Below are 15482 nucleotides of genomic sequence, written 5' to 3'. Positions count from 1 at the left end.
CTGTCAGCCGTCGCCACGGAGCAGGCTTTCACACAGGCTTGAGGAGAGATCCACCCATGCGTATGCGCACCGACGCCCGCACCGCCGTCCGCCGTCTCGCCGTCCCCGCCGCTCTCGCCGCCGGCGGCGTGCTGCTGATCGCCGGACCGGCCTCCGCCCACGTGACCGTGCAGCCGAACCAGGCCGCCGCCGGGGCCGCGGACCAGGTCTTCGCCTTCCGGGTGCCGAACGAGTCGGACACCGCCTCGACCGTGAAGGTCGACGTCTACTTCCCCACCGACCACCCGATCGCCTCCGCTCTGGTCGGCCCGGTCGCGGGCTGGACCAGCGAGGTGAAGACCGCGAAGCTCGCCACGCCGATCCAGACCGACGACGGCCCGGTCACCGACGCCGTCTCGGAGATCATCTGGACCGGCGGCAAGATCGCGCCGGGCCAGTACCAGGACTTCACCGTCGACTTCGGCCAACTGCCCAGCAACGCCAAGCAACTGCAGTTCAAGACGCTGCAGACCTACTCGGACGGCAACGTGGTCCGCTGGATCGACGCCCCGGCCGCCGCCGGCGGCACCGAGCCGCAGCACCCGGCCCCGACGCTGAACCTGACCGCGGCCGGTTCCGACTCCGCGTCCCCCGCGGGGAGCACGGACGCCAAGACGTCCGGCGGCAACAACCAGGCGAGCGCCTCCAGCAGCTCCAGTGACGACGCGGCCCGTGTGCTCGGCGGCATCGGCGTGGCGGTGGGCGTCGCCGGCGTCGCGCTCGGCTTCCTCGGCTGGCGGCGCGGCGGGCGCGGCAGCGCCTCCTGATCCGCGCCCGATCCGCACCGGCGGGCCGCCTCGCGCGGCGGCCCGCCGGCCCCTCCGTCAAGCCTCCAGGGAAAGCCCCGACATGACCTCCTCCTCGTTCCCGACCCGCCCGACCCGGCGCTCCGTCCTGCTCGGCTCGGTCGGCGGCGCCGCCGCACTGCTGCTGGCCGCCTGCGGCTCCTCCTCCTCGGGCGCCGCCTCCGCCGACGGCAGCCAGCTCACACCGTCGACGCAGGCGCAGCAGGGCCCCTACCAGGGCACGCCGCTGGGCCGCACCTTCGACAAGCCCGCCGTCACGCTCACCGACACCAGCGGCAAGCCCTTCGACCTGGCCGCCGGCACGCGCGGCAAGGCGATGCTGCTCTACTTCGGCTACACGCACTGCCCCGACGTCTGCCCGACGACCATGGGCGACATCGCGGTGGCCGTCAGCAAGCTGCCGAAGGACCAGCAGAGCAAGATCGACGTGGTCTTCGTCTCCACCGACCCGGCCAGGGACACGCCCTCCGGGATCCGCACCTGGCTGGCCGCGTTCAACCCGTCGTTCATCGGCCTCACCGGAGACATCCAGACGATCATCGCGGCGGCCAAGTCCGTCGGCGTCTACGTCGCCGCCCCGGTCAAGGGCCAGGAGCCGGTGCACGGCGCGCAGACGCTCGCCTTCCTGCCCACCGACGACAAGGCGCACGTCCTCTACACCAGCGGCACCACCTCGGCCGTCTTCCAGCACGACCTGCCACTGCTGATCAAGGGCGTGGCGGCGTGAGGCGGCGCGCCGCCCTGGCCGCCGCCGCCCTCGCCGCGCCGCTGGCGCTGGCCGGCTGCTCCTCGTCCGGCTCCGCGTCCGGCACCGCGCAGGCCTCGCCGCCGCGGCTCAGCGTCTCCGGTGCCTACATACCGCTGCCGTCCCTGCCGGACATGGCCGCGGGCTACCTCGTGGTCCGCAACGACGGCGGCCGGGCCGCGACGCTGACGGGTGTCACCAGCCCGCAGGCGCAGTCCGTCTCGATGCACCAGAGCACCGCCTCGACGATGCTCGACACGCCGACCGTCCAGATCCCCGCCCACGGCACGGTGGCGTTCGCGCGCGGCGGGCGGCACCTGATGCTGATGGGCCTGAGCCCGGCGCCGAAGCTCGGCGCGCGGATCGAGCTGAACCTGCGCTTCGACGACGCCGCACCGGTTACCGTCCAGGCGACGGTGCAGCCGCTGACCTATCAGCCCGGACAGAGCAGCTGATGAGCCGCACGGGAAGAGAAGGGACGCCGCGATGAGGCGATTCGTGCGCTCCGGCGCGGCGCTGCTCGCGCTGCTGGCCGCGCTGCTGCTCGGCGGGGCCGGCGTGGCCTCGGCGCACGCCGCGCTGCTGTCGACGGACCCGGCCCAGGGCGCCGTGGTCGCCGTACCGCCGGGCTCGGTGACGCTGCGGTTCAGCGAGTCGGTGACCCTGGAGCCGGACGCGCTACGGGTCTTCGACCCGAGCGGCAAGCGCGTCGACACCGGCACGGCCGGGCACTCCTCCGGGGACGCGTCGACGGCGCAGATCCGGATCGACTCGAACGCGGCCGCCGCCCAGGGCACCTACACCGTCGCGTGGCGGGTCATCTCCGCCGACACCCACCCGGTCGCGGGCGCGTTCACCTTCTCCATCGGGCGCACCTCCCCGCCGGCCGCGCTGAGCGGCGTCGCCGGTGTCGGCGCCGGCACCGGGCCGACCGCGACGGGCACGCTCTACGGGCTGTCGCGCGGCGTGCAGTACGGGGCGATGGCGCTGCTGGTGGGCTCCGTCGCCGCGGTCCTGCTGTGCTGGCACGGCGGTCTGCGGCGGCGCGGCGTGCAGCGGCTGATGATCGTCGGCTGGGCGGGGCTGCTGCTGTCGACGCTGGCGGAGCTGGCGCTGCGCGGGACGTACGAGGCGGGGTCGGGGCTCGGCAAGGTCCTCGACCTGTCGCTGCTGCGGCAGGTGCTGGGCGAGAAGCTGGGCGTGCTGCTGGCGGTGCGGGTGCTGTTGCTGGCCGGGGCGGGGGTCTTCCTGGCGCTGCTCGGCGGGCACGCGGACAGCACTGACGATCCGAAGGTCACGGAAGGAGCCGATGGCGGTGACGCGGGCGAGAGCGGTGCTCTCGTCGCGGAGCGGCGGCGCCGAATCGGACTGGGCGTCACCGGAGCACTGCTCGCGATCGCGATCGCCGTCACCTGGCCGCTGGGCGACCACGCCTCGGTCGGCCTCCAGGTCCCGCTCGCGGTCACCCTCGACACCGTCCACATCCTCGCCATGTCGCTGTGGCTGGGCGGCCTGGCCACCGTCCTCGTCGGCCTGCGCGCCCACGCCCGGGCGGGCGGCATCGACGCAGCGGCCGTCGGCCGGTTCTCGACGCTCGCGTTCTGGTGCGTCGTCGCGCTCACCGCGACCGGCGTCTACCAGGCCTGGCGCGGCCTCGGCTCCTGGTCCGCGCTGACCGGAACCACCTACGGGCGGCTGCTGCTCGTCAAGATCGGCGCGGTGCTCGTCATCCTCGGCGCCGCCTGGATGTCCCGCCGCTGGCTCGCCCTGCTGCGCACGGACGCCTCGGCCGACGCGCAGTCGGAGGCCGAGCCGGAGACCGAGCCGTCCGAGGCCGAGGCCGAGGTGCTCGCCGAGGTGCCGGCCGCCGCGCGGAGCGGCCAACACAGGGGCGCGCACGACGACGGCGACCCGGCGCGCGCGGCGCAGCTCGTCCGGCAGGCCAAGGCCCGGCAGCAGGCACAGCAGCGCAAGGCCCGGGAGGCCGCACCGGCGCGCGGCATGCTGCTGCGCTCCGTCGGGCTGGAGGCCGTCTTCGCGGTCGTCGTGCTGGCGCTGACCACCGCACTGACGAACTCCCCGCCCGGTCGCGCCGTCGCCGAGCAGCAGTCCGTCGCCGCGGCGGCCGCCCACGGGCCCGTCGACGTGACCCTCCCCTACGACACCACCGGCAGCACGCGCGCGGCCAAGGGCAAGGTCACCATCGACATCGACCCGGCCCGCCCGGGTCAGAACACCCTGCACGCCTACCTCTACGACAGCGGCGGCAAGCCCGTGGACGTCCCCGAGATCGACATCGCGCTCACGCTCAAGTCGAAGAACCTGGGCCCGCTCCCGGTCAAGCTGACCCACCTCGACATCGGCCACTACGGCACGTCCGACCTGGAGCTGCCGCTGCCTGGTCAGTGGACGCTCGCCGTGACCGTCCGCTCGGACGACATCGACGAGGCCACCGTCGCCACGCAGATCAGCGTGAACTGACGCGATGTCCGCGAAAACGACGTCCGAGAAAGCAAGGAAAGAAAGCACCGCCATGAGCTCCGACCAACCCCACCCGCAGCTGTCCCGCCGTCGCCTCCTCGGCGCGGCGGGTGCGGGCGGGGCCGCCGGCCTCGCCCTCGGCGCGGGCGGCTACGCCCTCGCCGGGCCGGGCCCGAAGCAGTCGACGGCGGCCGTCACCCCCGCGACCGCGCTCGGCAGCTCGGCGGTGCCGTTCCACGGCGCCCACCAGGCGGGGATCGTCGAGCCGATGCAGTCCACCCTGCACGCCACCGCCTTCGACCTCAGCCCCGGCATCGGACGGCCGGGTCTCACCGCGCTGATGAAGCGCTGGTCCGCCGCGGCGGCGGCGATGGCCGAGGGCCGCACACCGCCCGGCCTGACGGACGACCAGGTCGCCCTCGACGCCGGGCCGAGCTCCCTCACCGTCACCTTCGGATTCGGCGCCTCCGTCTTCGCCAAGGCCGGGCTCGCGGCACAGCTGCCGGGTGAGCTGGCCGCGCTCCCGCCGTTCCCCGAGGACCGGATCGACCGCGCCCGCAGCGACGGCGACCTGTGGCTGCAGGTCTGCGCCGACGACCCGCTGGTCGCCTTCCACGCGATGCGCACCCTCCAGCGCCTCGCCGCCGGCCAGGCCGCCCCGCGCTGGCAGATGACCGGCTTCAGCCGCGCCCCCGGCGCCACGGCGCGGCCGGTGACCGGCCGCAATCTGATGGGCCAGATCGACGGCACCAACAACCCCAAGCCGAGCGACGCCGACTTCGCCTCCCGCGTCTTCGTCCCCTCCGGCGGCCGGCCGGCGTGGATGGCGGGCGGCAGCTACGCCGTCTTCCGACGGATCCGGATGCTGCTCGACGACTGGGACCAGCAGTCCCTCACCGTGCAGGAGCGCACAGTCGGCCGCCGCAAGGCGTCCGGCGCGCCGCTGTCCGGTGGCACCGAGGCCACACCCGTCGACCTGGCCCGACAGAACGCGGACGGCTCCCTGGCCGTTCCCGGCGACGCGCACGTGCGGGTGGCCGCCCCCGCGTCCAACCAGGGCGCGGCGATGCTGCGCCGCGGCTACTCGTACCACGACGGCCTCCGCCCCGACGGCGCCCCGGACGCGGGCCTGCTCTTCATCTGCTTCCAGTCCGATCCCGGAACGGGCTTCGTCCCGGTCCAGCGCAAACTCGCCCGCGGCGACGCGCTGTCGCGCTTCCTCGTCCACGAGTCCTCGGGCCTGTACGCCATCCCTGGCGGGGCCCCGGCAGACGGATACGTGGGACAAGCCCTCCTCGAGGGGTGACCCCTGGGGGTGTCCCACTGCGCAAGACCCGGAGTCTCACCGCCCCGCCAGTCGTTAACGTTACGTACGTGCCGTATGCAGCTTGGGAGGTCGCCGTGTCCGCGAACCGATTCACCTACCTCGGTCCGGAGGGCACCTTTACCGAGGCCGCGCTGCGGACGCTGCCCGAGGCCGCCACGAGGGAGCTCGTGCCCGCCGTCTCCGTGCCCGCCGCGCTGGATGCCGTGCGGAGGGGTGAGGCCGCCGGGGCGCTGGTGCCGATCGAGAACTCCGTCGAGGGCGGGATCCGGCAGACCATGGACGAGCTGGCCCAGGGCGAGCCGTTGATGATCTACCGCGAGGTGCTGCTGCCGATCGCTTTCGCGCTGCTGGTGCGGCCCGGCACCAAGCTGGAGGACGTGAAGACCGTCACCGGCCACCCCGCGGCGCAGCCGCAGGTGCGGCACTGGATGGGCGAGCATCTGCCGGACGCGCAGTGGGAGTCGGCGGCGAGCAACGCCGACGGCGCGCGGCTGGTGCAGGAGGGGCGGTACGACGGCGCCTTCGCGGGCGAGTTCGCCGCACCGCTGTACCACCTGGAGCCGCTGGCGTCGGAGATCCACGACGCGGCGAACGCCACGACCCGCTTCGTACTGGTGGGCCGGCCGGGCCGGCCGCCGGCGGCGACGGGCCGTGACAAGACCTCGGCGGTCTTCTGGCTGGCGGACGACCACCCGGGCGCGCTGCTGGAGCTGCTGCAGGAGTTCGCCGTGCGCGGCGTCAACCTGATGCGGATCGAGTCGCGGCCGACGGGTGAGGGGCTGGGCAAGTACTGCTTCGCCGCCGACGCGGAGGGGCACATCACCGACCGCCGGGTGGGCGAGGCGCTGATGGGCCTGCACCGGATCTGCCCGCAGGTGCGACTGCTGGGCTCCTACCCGCGCGCGGACGCGGTGGCGGCGACGGTGCGTCCGGGCACCTCGGACCAGGAGTTCTCTCGCGCTGCGGACTGGCTGTCCCGAGCGCTGGACGGCCGCGGGGAGCTGTAGTCCACAACCCCGGCCGAGTTATCCACAGGGGACTGGGTTATCCACAGCCTGGGGGTACGGTGCAGGATCCGGCGAAACTCGCCTTGCGCAGCAAAGCTTGCAGATCGGGCAAGTCGGACATAAAGGGATTCAGCTCGTCTGTTTCCCCAAAGTCCCCTTCGTGGACCCAAAAAATCACGCCCCTGGCCGCCAACTCCAGGTTTAGCGAGCTCAGAGGCGTGATTACCCACAATCCACAGGGCTTCCGCCCGCCCTGTGGATAAAGCCGGGATATCCACAGGTCTTCCGCGTCAGGCGTCGGGGAAGTTGACGGAGTAACCCTGCTGGATCAGCCACGGCAGCAGCTGGGCGAGGGCCGCCACGGTCTGGCTCCGGTCACCGCCGGCGTCATGCATCAGAATGATCGAGCCGGGCCGCACGTTCTTCTTCACGTTGGCCACGATCGAGGCCACACCGGGCCGCTTCCAGTCATTGGTGTCGATGCTCCAGGCGAGCGGACGCAGTCCGTTCGCCGCGGATATCTGCCGGATCTCGGGAGAGAAATCACCGCCCGGCGCACGGAACCAGCTGACCTGGGTTCCGGAACCGCCGGCCGCCTCGATCATCTTCTTGGCGCCGACGATCTCATTCGTCTCGTAGGCGAGGCCCCGCTTCGACATCGCCTCGTTGTGGTGGATCGAGTGGTCGCACAGGCGGTTTCCGCCGGCGAGTATCTCGCGGACCACACCCGGTTCCGCCTGGGCCTCCGGGCCTATCTCACAGAAGGTCGCGTGCGCGTTGTACTTCGCGAGCAGCGCGAGAATCTTCGGCGTCCACTGACCGCTCGGGCCGTCGTCGAAGGTGAGCGCGACCGTCTTCTCGCCGCCCGGGTGGGCGATGTAGTACTCCAGTTCCTTGCTGACCGTGTCGGTCCCGCCGGTGGGAACGGTGTCGCCGGAGGTGCTCTTCGGGTCGGGGGTCGCGCTCGACGACGCGCTCGTCCCGTTGCCGTTCGCCCCCTGCGCACCGGCGCCCCCGCCGCAGGCGGAGAGTGCCAGCACCGCCGCCAGCACTGCTCCAGCCGCTGCCACCGTGCGCGTCCTCATGCCTGTCCCACCTTCCGTTCGCCGCCCGCAGGTTGTCGTCTGCCGGTCATCGTCTGCTCAGCAACTGTCGCAGCACGCAGAGGGTGCTCAGAGCGATCGCACAGCTTTGGGGTGCTGCCGGAACGAAGATGTGACAAACCAGACCCCACGACTGTGAGTCGGCTCACCCCTCCCCGGGCCCGGTACTCTCGTTACCGTGATTGACCTTCGCCTGCTTCGCGTGGACCCGGACCGTGTGCGTGCCTCTCAGCGCGCCCGAGGTGAGGACGTCGAGCTCGTCGACGCCCTGCTCGTCGCCGACGAGCGCCAGCGATCGTCCAGTTCCCGCTTCGACGAACTCCGCAACGAGCAGCGTCAGCTGGGCAAGCAGGTGGCACAGGCCAAGGGCGACGAGAAGGCCGCCCTGCTGGAGCGCACCAAGCAGCTGGCCGCCGACGTCAAGGCCGCCAACGCCGCGCAGACCGAGGCGGAGGCCGAGGTGCAGCGCCTGCTGGGCGGGCTCGCCAACCTGCTCGACCCGGACGCCCCGATCGGCGGCGAGGAGGACTTCGTCACCCTTGAGGAGGTCGGCACCCCGCGCGACTTCGCCGCGGAGGGCTTCGAGCCGCGCGACCACGTCGAGTTGGGCAAGATCCTCGGCGCCATCGACACCGAGCGCGCCGCCAAGGTCTCCGGCTCGCGCTTCTACTACCTGACCGGCGTCGGCGCGCTGCTGGAGCTCGCCCTGGTCAACATGGCAATCGCGCAGGCCACCGAGGCCGGCTTCATCCCGATGATCACGCCCGCGCTGGTCAAGTCGCGCGCCATGGAGGGCACCGGATTCCTCGGCCAGGCCGCGGAGAACGTCTTCCACCTCGCGGAGGACGACTTCTACCTGGTCGGCACGTCCGAGGTGCCGCTGGCCGGCTACCACATGGACGAGATCCTCGACGCCGACCAGCTGCCGCTGCGCTACGCCGGTTTCTCGCCCTGCTTCCGCCGCGAGGCGGGCACCTACGGCAAGGACACCCGCGGCATCATCCGGGTCCACCAGTTCGACAAGGTGGAGATGTTCTCCTACGTCGCGCCGGAGGACGCGGAGGCGGAGCACAAGCGCCTGCTGCAGTGGGAGAAGGACTTCCTCAACAAGCTCGGCCTCGCCTACCGCGTCATCGACGTGGCCTCGGGCGACCTGGGCGCGTCCGCGATGCGCAAGTACGACATCGAGGCGTGGATCCCCACCCAGGGCAAGTACCGCGAGCTGACCTCCACCTCCAACTGCGGCGAGTTCCAGGCCCGTCGTCTCGGCATCCGGATGCGCGGCGAGGACGGCAACCGCCCGCTCGCCACGCTGAACGGCACGCTGTGCGCGGTGCCGCGCACGATCGTGGCGATCCTGGAGACGCACCAGCTGGCCGACGGCTCCGTCGCGGTGCCGGAGGCGCTGCGTCCGTACCTGGGCGGACGCGAGGTGCTGACCCCGGTCGGCAAGTAGCCGTCCGGCACGCACGCACCAGCTGAGAGAGAGTCACACCACGTGAGCTCCGCCCCCCGGCCGTTCGACCTGATCGCGACCGACCTGGACGGGACGCTGCTGCGCGACGACCACACCGTCTCGCCGCGCACGCAGCGCACCCTGGAGGCTGCGAAGGCCACGGGGGCGCAGCACATCGTGGTGACCGGGCGCTCCGCCCGGTGGACCCGGCCCACGCTCGACTCGATCGGCTACACCGGGCTGGCCGTCTGCAGCCAGGGCGGCCAGCTCTACGACGCGGGCGCGCACCGGCTGGTGACGTCCGTCACCCTGGACCGGCAGGTGGCCGGCATCGCGCTCGCCAAGGCGGAGGCGGCCGTCGGCCCGATGGCGATCGCCGTCGTCCAGGACGGCCTGGAGGGCGAGGTCCTGTTCGACCGGACCTACGACATGCCCTCCGCCGGTGACAACCTGGCCGCGCCCGAGCCGGTCGCCGACATCGCGGAGCTCTGGGCCAAGCCGCTGAGCCGGGTGCTGGTGCAGCACAGGTCCCTGTCGGACGACGAGTTGGCGGCGGCCGTCGCCGAGGCCGCGGGCGGCCTGGTGACCGTGGTGCTGGCCGGTCAGGGCTTCGTCGAGCTGCTGCCGCTGGGTCTCTCCAAGGCGACCGGCCTGGCGCTGGCGTCCGCCCGGCTGGGCACGACGAAGGACCGGACCGTCGCCTTCGGCGACATGCCGAACGACGTCCCGATGTTCCGCTGGGTCGGTCACGCGGTCGCGATGGCCAACGCGCACCCGGAGTTGAAGGCGATCGCGGACGAGATCACGCTGAGCAACGAGGAGGAGGGCGTCGCCGTCGCCCTCGAGCGAATTTTCTCCGTCTGATTCTTGTTAGCATGAGGCGAGCAGATACCTCACTGGGAAGGCAAGGCAGAGCAATGGCGACGGCACTGGGCGATGCGGTGCTCATCGACCTCGCTGCTCTGATCGACGCCAACATCAAGCGACCGGAGAGCTGAAGCCGCGCGCCTTCGTGCGCCGTCCGGCCCTCTCCTGCTCCTTCTTCTCGTTCGCTTGAGGCTCACCCATGTCCCGCTCCGTGCTCGACACGCCCGTTTCCTCCACCTCCGCGCCTTCTGCGGCCTCGCGGCTGGCCCGCGTCGTCGCTCACCCGGCGACCGCGCTCGTCGGCATCCTGCTCGTCTCGCTCAACATGCGCGCCTCGGTCTCCGCGATCTCGCCGCTGCTCGGTGACGTCAGCACCCACTACGGCCTGTCCGCCACCGCCGGGGGTCTGCTGACCACGATCCCGGTGCTGATGATGGGCTCGGTCGCCCCGCTCGCCGCCCGGCTGAACCGCCGGGTCGGCGCCGAGCGCGTGGTCGCGCTGGCGCTGCTCACACTGATCGCCGGGATCGTGGTCCGGGTCCTTCCCGGCGCCTGGGCGCTCTTCGCCGGCAGCATGGTGCTGGGCGCGGGCATCGCGCTGCTCAACGTCACCATGCCGGGCCTGGTCAAGCGCGACTTCCCGGAGCGCGCGGCGGCGATGACCGGCGTCTACACCACCTCGATGATCGTCGGCGCGACGCTGGCCGCGGCGCTGAGCGTGCCGTTGGAGCACGCGTTCGGCGGCTGGGCCGGCTCGATGGCGTCCTGGTCGGTGCTGGCGGCGTTCGCCTTCCTTGCCTGGCTCCCGCAGCTCCGCTCCGCGAAGCGGCCCGCGCCTGCCGCGTCTGCCACCACGTCGAAGGTGGCCGGACTGTGGAAGCACCCGCTGGCCTGGCAGCTCGCCGTCTTCATGGGCATCCAGTCGCTGCTCTCCTACACGCTGATCGCCTGGCTCCCGACGATTCTCACCACCCAGGGCATGGCGCGCGGCACGGCCGGCGCGGTCTTCGCGGTCAGTTCGCTGGTGCAGATCCCCGCCGCGTTCTTCATCCCGCTGACCGCCGGCCGCACCAACAACCAGCGGGTGCTGGTCGCGCTGATGGTCGGCTCCATGGCCACGGGGGTTGCGGGCCTGCTGGTCGCGCCGACCGCTGCCGCGTGGGTGTGGGCGATCCTCATCGGCGTCGCACAGGGCGGCGGCTTCGGGCTCGCCATGGCGATGATCGTGCTCCGCAGCGGGTCGGCGCAGGTCGCCTCCCAGCTGAGCGGGATGTCCCAGCTCGTCGGCTACTTCATCGCCGCGGCGGGCCCGGTCGGCTTCGGTGCTGCGCACCAGGCCACGGGCGGCTGGGCGCTCCCCCTCGGCATCCTCCTCGCCTGCTGCGCCCTCGGCCTGGGCGCAGGCCTCGGCGCAGGCCGCAAGCTCGTGCTCTCAAGCTGACGTCGCACTCCCCAGGGGCGCAGTTCCCCGCGCCCCTGGGTAGTGCCTACTCCTCGCCTGCCAACGTCAGTCGTGTCAGGCGAGCGGACGCGAGCCACGCACCGCCGAGCGTCGCCACGATCAGCAGCGGGACCGCCGTAGGCAGGTGCACGGAGGAGCTGATGACGCCCGGGGAGGCGATCTTCTGGCCGATCGAGAGCGCCCACTGGTGCACGCTCAGCGTCTGCGCGCCCGGGACGTACTGGCCGACGACCGTCTCCCACAGGAGCGCGTACATCAGGCCCCAGACGACTGCGTGGCGGGAGACCACACCCAGCAGCAGGAAGAGCGAGCTGTACGCGACCCCGGCGATCAGCGCCGCGATCGTGAAGCCCAGCGTCAGGTTCTCGAAGGTGCCGAAGAGGATCAGCCCGGCGAAGTACGTGGGCAGCGCGGCGAAGACGATCGAGCAGCCGATCGCGACGACGAGCTTGGAGGTGATGATCTTCCACCGCGGCTGCGGCTTGGAGAGCAGGTAGATGATCGAGCCGTCGTCGATCTCGGGGCCGATGGCCCCGGTCCCGGCGACGAGGCCGACCAGCGGGACCATCGTGCCGATGGCGAGGCCGCCGAGGACGCTGGACGCGGTGCCCTCGTCCTGGCCTGCGACGCCGCGGATCAGCGCGGAGAGGGCGAGCAGCAGCACGGGCAGTGCCAGCAGCAGGAGGCCCCGGCGGCGGCCGAGCAGGCCGCGTGCGGTCAGCCGGGCGACGGTGACGTTCATGGAGGTCTCGGCCTTCCCTACGTGGCTACTTGGCGGCGACGAGGTAGGAGAAGACACTCTCCAACGACTCGTCGGCCGGGGAGACGGTCAGCAGGCGGATGCCTGCCTCCTTGGCGACGCGCGGCACCAGCTCGGTGAACCGGTAGAAGTCGATCGCCTGGATCTGCAGCGCCCGCTCCTTGTAGTCCAGCTCGATGCCGGCCGTGGACGCGTCCGCGATCAGCGCCGCGGCGAGGGCGCGGTCGTCGCTGGACTTCACGGTGTAGCGGTGCGGGCGGTCCGTCATCAGGCGACGGATCTTGCGGTAGTCGCCGGACGCGGCGTGGCGGCCGGCCACGATCACCTCGATGTGGCGGGCGAGCTGCTCGACCTCCTCCAGGATGTGCGAGGAGAACAGGACGGTGCGCCCGTCGGCGCCGAACCGGCGCAGCAGCTCCATCAGCTGCATGCGCTGGCGCGGGTCCATGCCGTTGAACGGCTCGTCCAGCAGCAGCACGTCCGGGTCGTGGACGAGGGCCGAGGCCATCTTCACGCGCTGCTTCATGCCCTTGCTGTACGTGGAGACCTGGCGGTCCTGCGCGTACTCCATCTCCACCGTGGCGAGCGCGCGCTTGGCCGCCGCGCCCGGGTCGGGCAGGCCGTGCAGCTCGGCGTTGGCGAGGACGAAGTCCCAGCCGGAGAGGAAGTCGTACATGGCCTCGCGCTCGGGGACGAGCCCGATCTGCTTGTAGGCCTGCTGGTTCTTCCAGATCTGGATGCCGTCGAGGGTGACGGTGCCCGAGGACGGCGGCAGGAAGCCGCTCATCATATGGATCAGCGTGGACTTGCCGGCGCCGTTCGGGCCGAGCAGGCCCGTCACGCCGGGGCCGATCGTCATCGAGACGTCGTTGACCGCGACGACGTTGCCGAACCAGCGGGACGCCCGGTCGATGCTGATGGTGGTCATGTGCTGCCTCCTCAGATCTTCCGGTAGCGACGGATGAGCAGGGCGTAGGTGCCGACCGCCAGCAGGACCATCTCCGCGAGGAAGACGATGCCGCCGACCGTCGTGGGCACGGCGGCCGGACCTCGCAGGGGCAGGCCGAACATCCACGCCACCGTGGAGTCGATCAGGAAGCCCGGGTTGAGCATGGAGATCCAGAACGCCGAGGCCTGGTGGCCGGTGACGTGCAGCACGCCGCGCAGCGCGCCGGCGACGCCCTCGGAGACCATGAACAGCGCGATGATCGCGGCGACGCCGAAGCCGCGGCGCGGCGTGGCGGAGGCGATCAGCAGACCGAGACCGGCGTAGAGCAGCGCGTACAGCACCGCGGCGACGACGCCGAAGGCGAAGTGCTTCAGGTTGTAGCCGAAGTCCATCGAGCCGAGCATCGAGCCGATCCACATGATGAGCATCGGCAGCAGGGTGAGGATGAAGACTGCGGAGACCATGGCCGCGTACTTGGCCCGCACGTAGTCGGTGGAGCGCAGCGGCCGGGAGAAGTAGAGCGGGACCGTCATGAACCGCAGATCCCGCGAGAGCAGCACCGGCGCCTGCGCCGCGGTGAAGACGGCGGTGACGAACTGCAGGTCGGTCAGGTAGTTCGGGTAGTCCACGGGCAGCTTGCCCGACTTGATGTAGATCGAGACGGCCACCATGATCAGCGCGGGGAGCGCCATGATCACGACCATGGCCATCGGCAGGATCTTGGACTTGCCGGACCGGCCCAGGCCGAAGGCGCCGCGCAGGCTGGAGGTGTACAGCGAGCGGGTGGCGTAGGCCGTGCTCAGCCGCGGGCCCTCGTAGTGGCGGTACCCGATGTCGTGGATGACGTCCTGGGGGTTCTCGGGCGCGCGCACGCCCGACATGTGCTCAGACATGGGCGGCCTCCTCGGCGTCGTCACGGTTGGCGCCGGCCTGGGCGGGGGCGTCCACGGCGAACACCTCGGAGATGTGGTGGCGACGCTGCTCCAGCCGGACCAGGCCGACGCCCAGCTCCGCGACCGCGTCGCGGATCGCGTCGTAGACCTCGTCCCCGCTGAGCTCCACCAGCAGGACGTGGCCGGAGTCGGGACTGACCGTCAGCCCGGCCTCGGTCAGCCGCGCCCGCAGGGCGGCGTTCACGTCGAAGGACGCATCGCCCTGGCGCTCCGTCACCTCGACCGCGAGCAGCGAGGTGGCGGCCGTCAGGTCGGCCGTCGAGGAGCTGCGCAGCAGCTTGCCGCCGTCGATGACGACGACGTGGTCGCAGGTGCGCTCCAGCTCACCGAGCAGGTGCGAGGTGACCAGCACCGAGATGCCGAACTCGCGGTGGACGCGCCGGATCAGCTCCAGCATGTCGTCGCGGCCGACCGGGTCCAGCCCGTTGGTCGGCTCGTCCAGCAGCACCAGCTGCGGGTCGTGCACGAGCGCCTGGGCGAGTTTGACGCGCTGCTTCATGCCCGTCGAGTAGCCGCCGATCGGGCGGTAGCGCTCCTCGTACAGGCCGACATGCCGCAGGATGTCCGCGGTGCGCTCGCGCGCGGCCGTGGCGGGCAGCCCCGACATCCGGGCCATGTGCACCACGAACTCCGTGGCGGACACGTCCGGTGGCAGGCAGTCGTGTTCGGGCATGTACCCCACCCGCTCGCGGATCGCGCCGCCCTCGGTGGCGACGTCGAGCCCGAGCACGCGGGCCGTGCCCTCCGTGGCCGGGGCGAGCCCCAGCAGGATCTTGATGAGAGTGGACTTACCCGCGCCGTTCGCCCCGACCAGACCGACCACTCCGGGCTGCACCTCGACAGTGAGGTGGTCCAGAGCGGTGACCCGGGGGAACCTCTTGGTGAGGTTATCCGTAGTGATGACAGCCACAGGACGACCCTAGCCACCCCGTGGCCCCGGTCACATCAGGTTCGTGGCTGACTTTTCCCTAGCCCTGGGATGTATCCGAGGGGGTGGATCCCCTAGGGGATCCACCCGGATCCACCCTCACGGCATCAGGGTCAGCCGCGCAGCAGCTGCATCTGCAGGACCAGCGCCTGGTCGAAGTCGACCGGGTTGACCGCCTTGGGGTTGGTCATCACCAGCAGCCCCATGACGTCCTCGTTGATGAAGATCGCCGTGCGCATGGCCGGCACCCCGCCGCCGGCGGGACGGCTCCCGCTGTTGGCGACCCCGGCGGGCACGGCGATGTCCGTGCCGCCGGTCAGGTCCAGCCCGGGCGCCGCGGCGAGCCGCGCCGTCATCTGGCCGTTGAACGCGGTCTGGCAGCTGGTCGCGCCGCGGAACGCGAGCAGGTAGACGGCGACGTGCGTCCCGTCCGGCATCCGCCAGCCGCTCGCCGCGACATGCCGCACGCCGTTCTCGCCCAGCAGTTCGTTCGCGCCGTCCTGGTCGGCGAACAGCTTGGTGTAGTCCCCGAGCGGCACCCACCCCTTGGCCCCCGGGTACGCACGGTCGGCGACTCCGCCGACCGTGCGTACCCGGGG

General features: G+C 71.7%; 14 protein-coding genes and 1 pseudogene. 9 read left to right on the top strand and 6 right to left on the bottom strand.

The window, feature by feature from the left end; all coding sequences use genetic code 11:
- Positions 1-56 precede the first annotated feature (56 nt).
- The 6 genes from DN069_RS06060 (at position 57) to pheA (ending at position 6405) form a co-directional block, all read left to right on the top strand.
- The gene (locus DN069_RS06060; RefSeq protein WP_341538444.1) at positions 57-806 is read left to right on the top strand and encodes a YcnI family copper-binding membrane protein; all 750 of its coding nucleotides are present in this window, start codon (positions 57-59) and stop codon (positions 804-806) included.
- A gap of 82 nt (positions 807-888) precedes the next feature.
- Positions 889-1572 carry an SCO family protein gene (locus DN069_RS06055; protein WP_111499794.1) on the top strand — a complete coding sequence of 228 codons (684 nt, stop codon included), beginning with the start codon at positions 889-891 and terminating at the stop codon, positions 1570-1572.
- Positions 1569-2045 carry a copper chaperone PCu(A)C gene (locus DN069_RS06050; protein ID WP_111499793.1) on the top strand — a complete coding sequence of 159 codons (477 nt, stop codon included), beginning with the start codon at positions 1569-1571 and terminating at the stop codon, positions 2043-2045. The genes DN069_RS06055 and DN069_RS06050 overlap by 4 nt, the downstream gene beginning before the upstream one ends.
- 31 nt (positions 2046-2076) lie before the next feature.
- Entirely contained in the window at positions 2077-4071 is a 1995-nt protein-coding gene (locus tag DN069_RS06045; protein WP_243638948.1) for a copper resistance protein CopC, read from the top strand.
- 52 nt (positions 4072-4123) lie between these two features.
- A complete protein-coding gene (gene efeB, locus DN069_RS06040) occupies positions 4124-5377 on the top strand; it encodes an iron uptake transporter deferrochelatase/peroxidase subunit (RefSeq protein WP_243638947.1) in 1254 nt (417 codons plus the stop codon).
- A gap of 95 nt (positions 5378-5472) precedes the next feature.
- On the top strand, positions 5473-6405 hold the full coding sequence (pheA, locus tag DN069_RS06035) for a prephenate dehydratase (protein WP_111499790.1): 933 nt from the start codon (positions 5473-5475) through the stop codon (positions 6403-6405).
- Between the two features lie 290 nt (positions 6406-6695).
- On the opposite strand, the gene DN069_RS06030 is transcribed toward pheA, so the two are convergent.
- Positions 6696-7490: a polysaccharide deacetylase family protein gene (locus tag DN069_RS06030; protein ID WP_111499789.1), complete on the bottom strand. Its 795-nt coding sequence runs from the start codon at positions 7488-7490 to the stop codon at positions 6696-6698.
- Positions 7491-7686: 196 nt separating this feature from the next.
- On the opposite strand from DN069_RS06030, the gene serS reads away from it, so the two are divergent.
- From serS to DN069_RS06015, 3 genes are all read left to right on the top strand, one after another.
- Positions 7687-8964, top strand: a complete 1278-nt coding sequence (gene serS / locus DN069_RS06025; RefSeq protein ID WP_111499788.1) for a serine--tRNA ligase — start codon at positions 7687-7689, stop codon at positions 8962-8964.
- A 42-nt stretch (positions 8965-9006) separates the two neighbouring features.
- Entirely contained in the window at positions 9007-9828 is an 822-nt protein-coding gene (locus DN069_RS06020; RefSeq protein ID WP_111499787.1) for an HAD family hydrolase, read from the top strand.
- A 202-nt stretch (positions 9829-10030) separates the two neighbouring features.
- Positions 10031-11272: a CynX/NimT family MFS transporter gene (locus DN069_RS06015; protein ID WP_111499786.1), complete on the top strand. Its 1242-nt coding sequence runs from the start codon at positions 10031-10033 to the stop codon at positions 11270-11272.
- A 46-nt stretch (positions 11273-11318) separates the two neighbouring features.
- On the opposite strand, the gene DN069_RS06010 is transcribed toward DN069_RS06015, so the two are convergent.
- The 5 genes and pseudogenes from DN069_RS06010 to DN069_RS39850 form a co-directional block, all read right to left on the bottom strand.
- Positions 11319-12035 (bottom strand): ABC transporter permease subunit, encoded by a 717-nt coding sequence (locus DN069_RS06010; protein WP_111499785.1) that lies wholly within the window; start codon positions 12033-12035, stop codon positions 11319-11321.
- Positions 12036-12060: 25 nt separating this feature from the next.
- On the bottom strand, positions 12061-12981 hold the full coding sequence (locus tag DN069_RS06005) for an ABC transporter ATP-binding protein (protein WP_111499784.1): 921 nt from the start codon (positions 12979-12981) through the stop codon (positions 12061-12063).
- An 11-nt stretch (positions 12982-12992) separates the two neighbouring features.
- Positions 12993-13895 (bottom strand): ABC transporter permease, encoded by a 903-nt coding sequence (locus DN069_RS06000; RefSeq protein ID WP_243638946.1) that lies wholly within the window; start codon positions 13893-13895, stop codon positions 12993-12995.
- Positions 13888-14865, bottom strand: a complete 978-nt coding sequence (locus DN069_RS05995; protein WP_111499782.1) for an ABC transporter ATP-binding protein — start codon at positions 14863-14865, stop codon at positions 13888-13890. The genes DN069_RS06000 and DN069_RS05995 overlap by 8 nt, the downstream gene beginning before the upstream one ends.
- A 131-nt stretch (positions 14866-14996) precedes the next feature.
- Positions 14997-15482: pseudogene (locus tag DN069_RS39850) on the bottom strand (hypothetical protein); the annotation flags it as partial.

Source organism: Streptacidiphilus pinicola (assembly GCF_003258295.1).
Lineage (GTDB): Bacteria > Actinomycetota > Actinomycetes > Streptomycetales > Streptomycetaceae > Streptacidiphilus > Streptacidiphilus pinicola.
This window is presented reverse-complemented; position numbering and strand designations above follow the sequence as displayed.

Coding starts and splice junctions, on each gene's coding strand:
- DN069_RS06060 (WP_341538444.1), top strand. CDS start 57: ATGCGTATGCGCACCGACGCCCGCACCGCCGTCCGCCGTCTCGCCGTC.
- DN069_RS06055 (WP_111499794.1), top strand. CDS start 889: ATGACCTCCTCCTCGTTCCCGACCCGCCCGACCCGGCGCTCCGTCCTG.
- DN069_RS06045 (WP_243638948.1), top strand. CDS start 2,077: ATGAGGCGATTCGTGCGCTCCGGCGCGGCGCTGCTCGCGCTGCTGGCC.
- efeB (WP_243638947.1), top strand. CDS start 4,124: ATGAGCTCCGACCAACCCCACCCGCAGCTGTCCCGCCGTCGCCTCCTC.
- DN069_RS06030 (WP_111499789.1), bottom strand. CDS start 7,490: ATGAGGACGCGCACGGTGGCAGCGGCTGGAGCAGTGCTGGCGGCGGTG.
- DN069_RS06015 (WP_111499786.1), top strand. CDS start 10,031: ATGTCCCGCTCCGTGCTCGACACGCCCGTTTCCTCCACCTCCGCGCCT.
- DN069_RS06010 (WP_111499785.1), bottom strand. CDS start 12,035: ATGAACGTCACCGTCGCCCGGCTGACCGCACGCGGCCTGCTCGGCCGC.
- DN069_RS06005 (WP_111499784.1), bottom strand. CDS start 12,981: ATGACCACCATCAGCATCGACCGGGCGTCCCGCTGGTTCGGCAACGTC.
- DN069_RS06000 (WP_243638946.1), bottom strand. CDS start 13,895: ATGTCTGAGCACATGTCGGGCGTGCGCGCGCCCGAGAACCCCCAGGAC.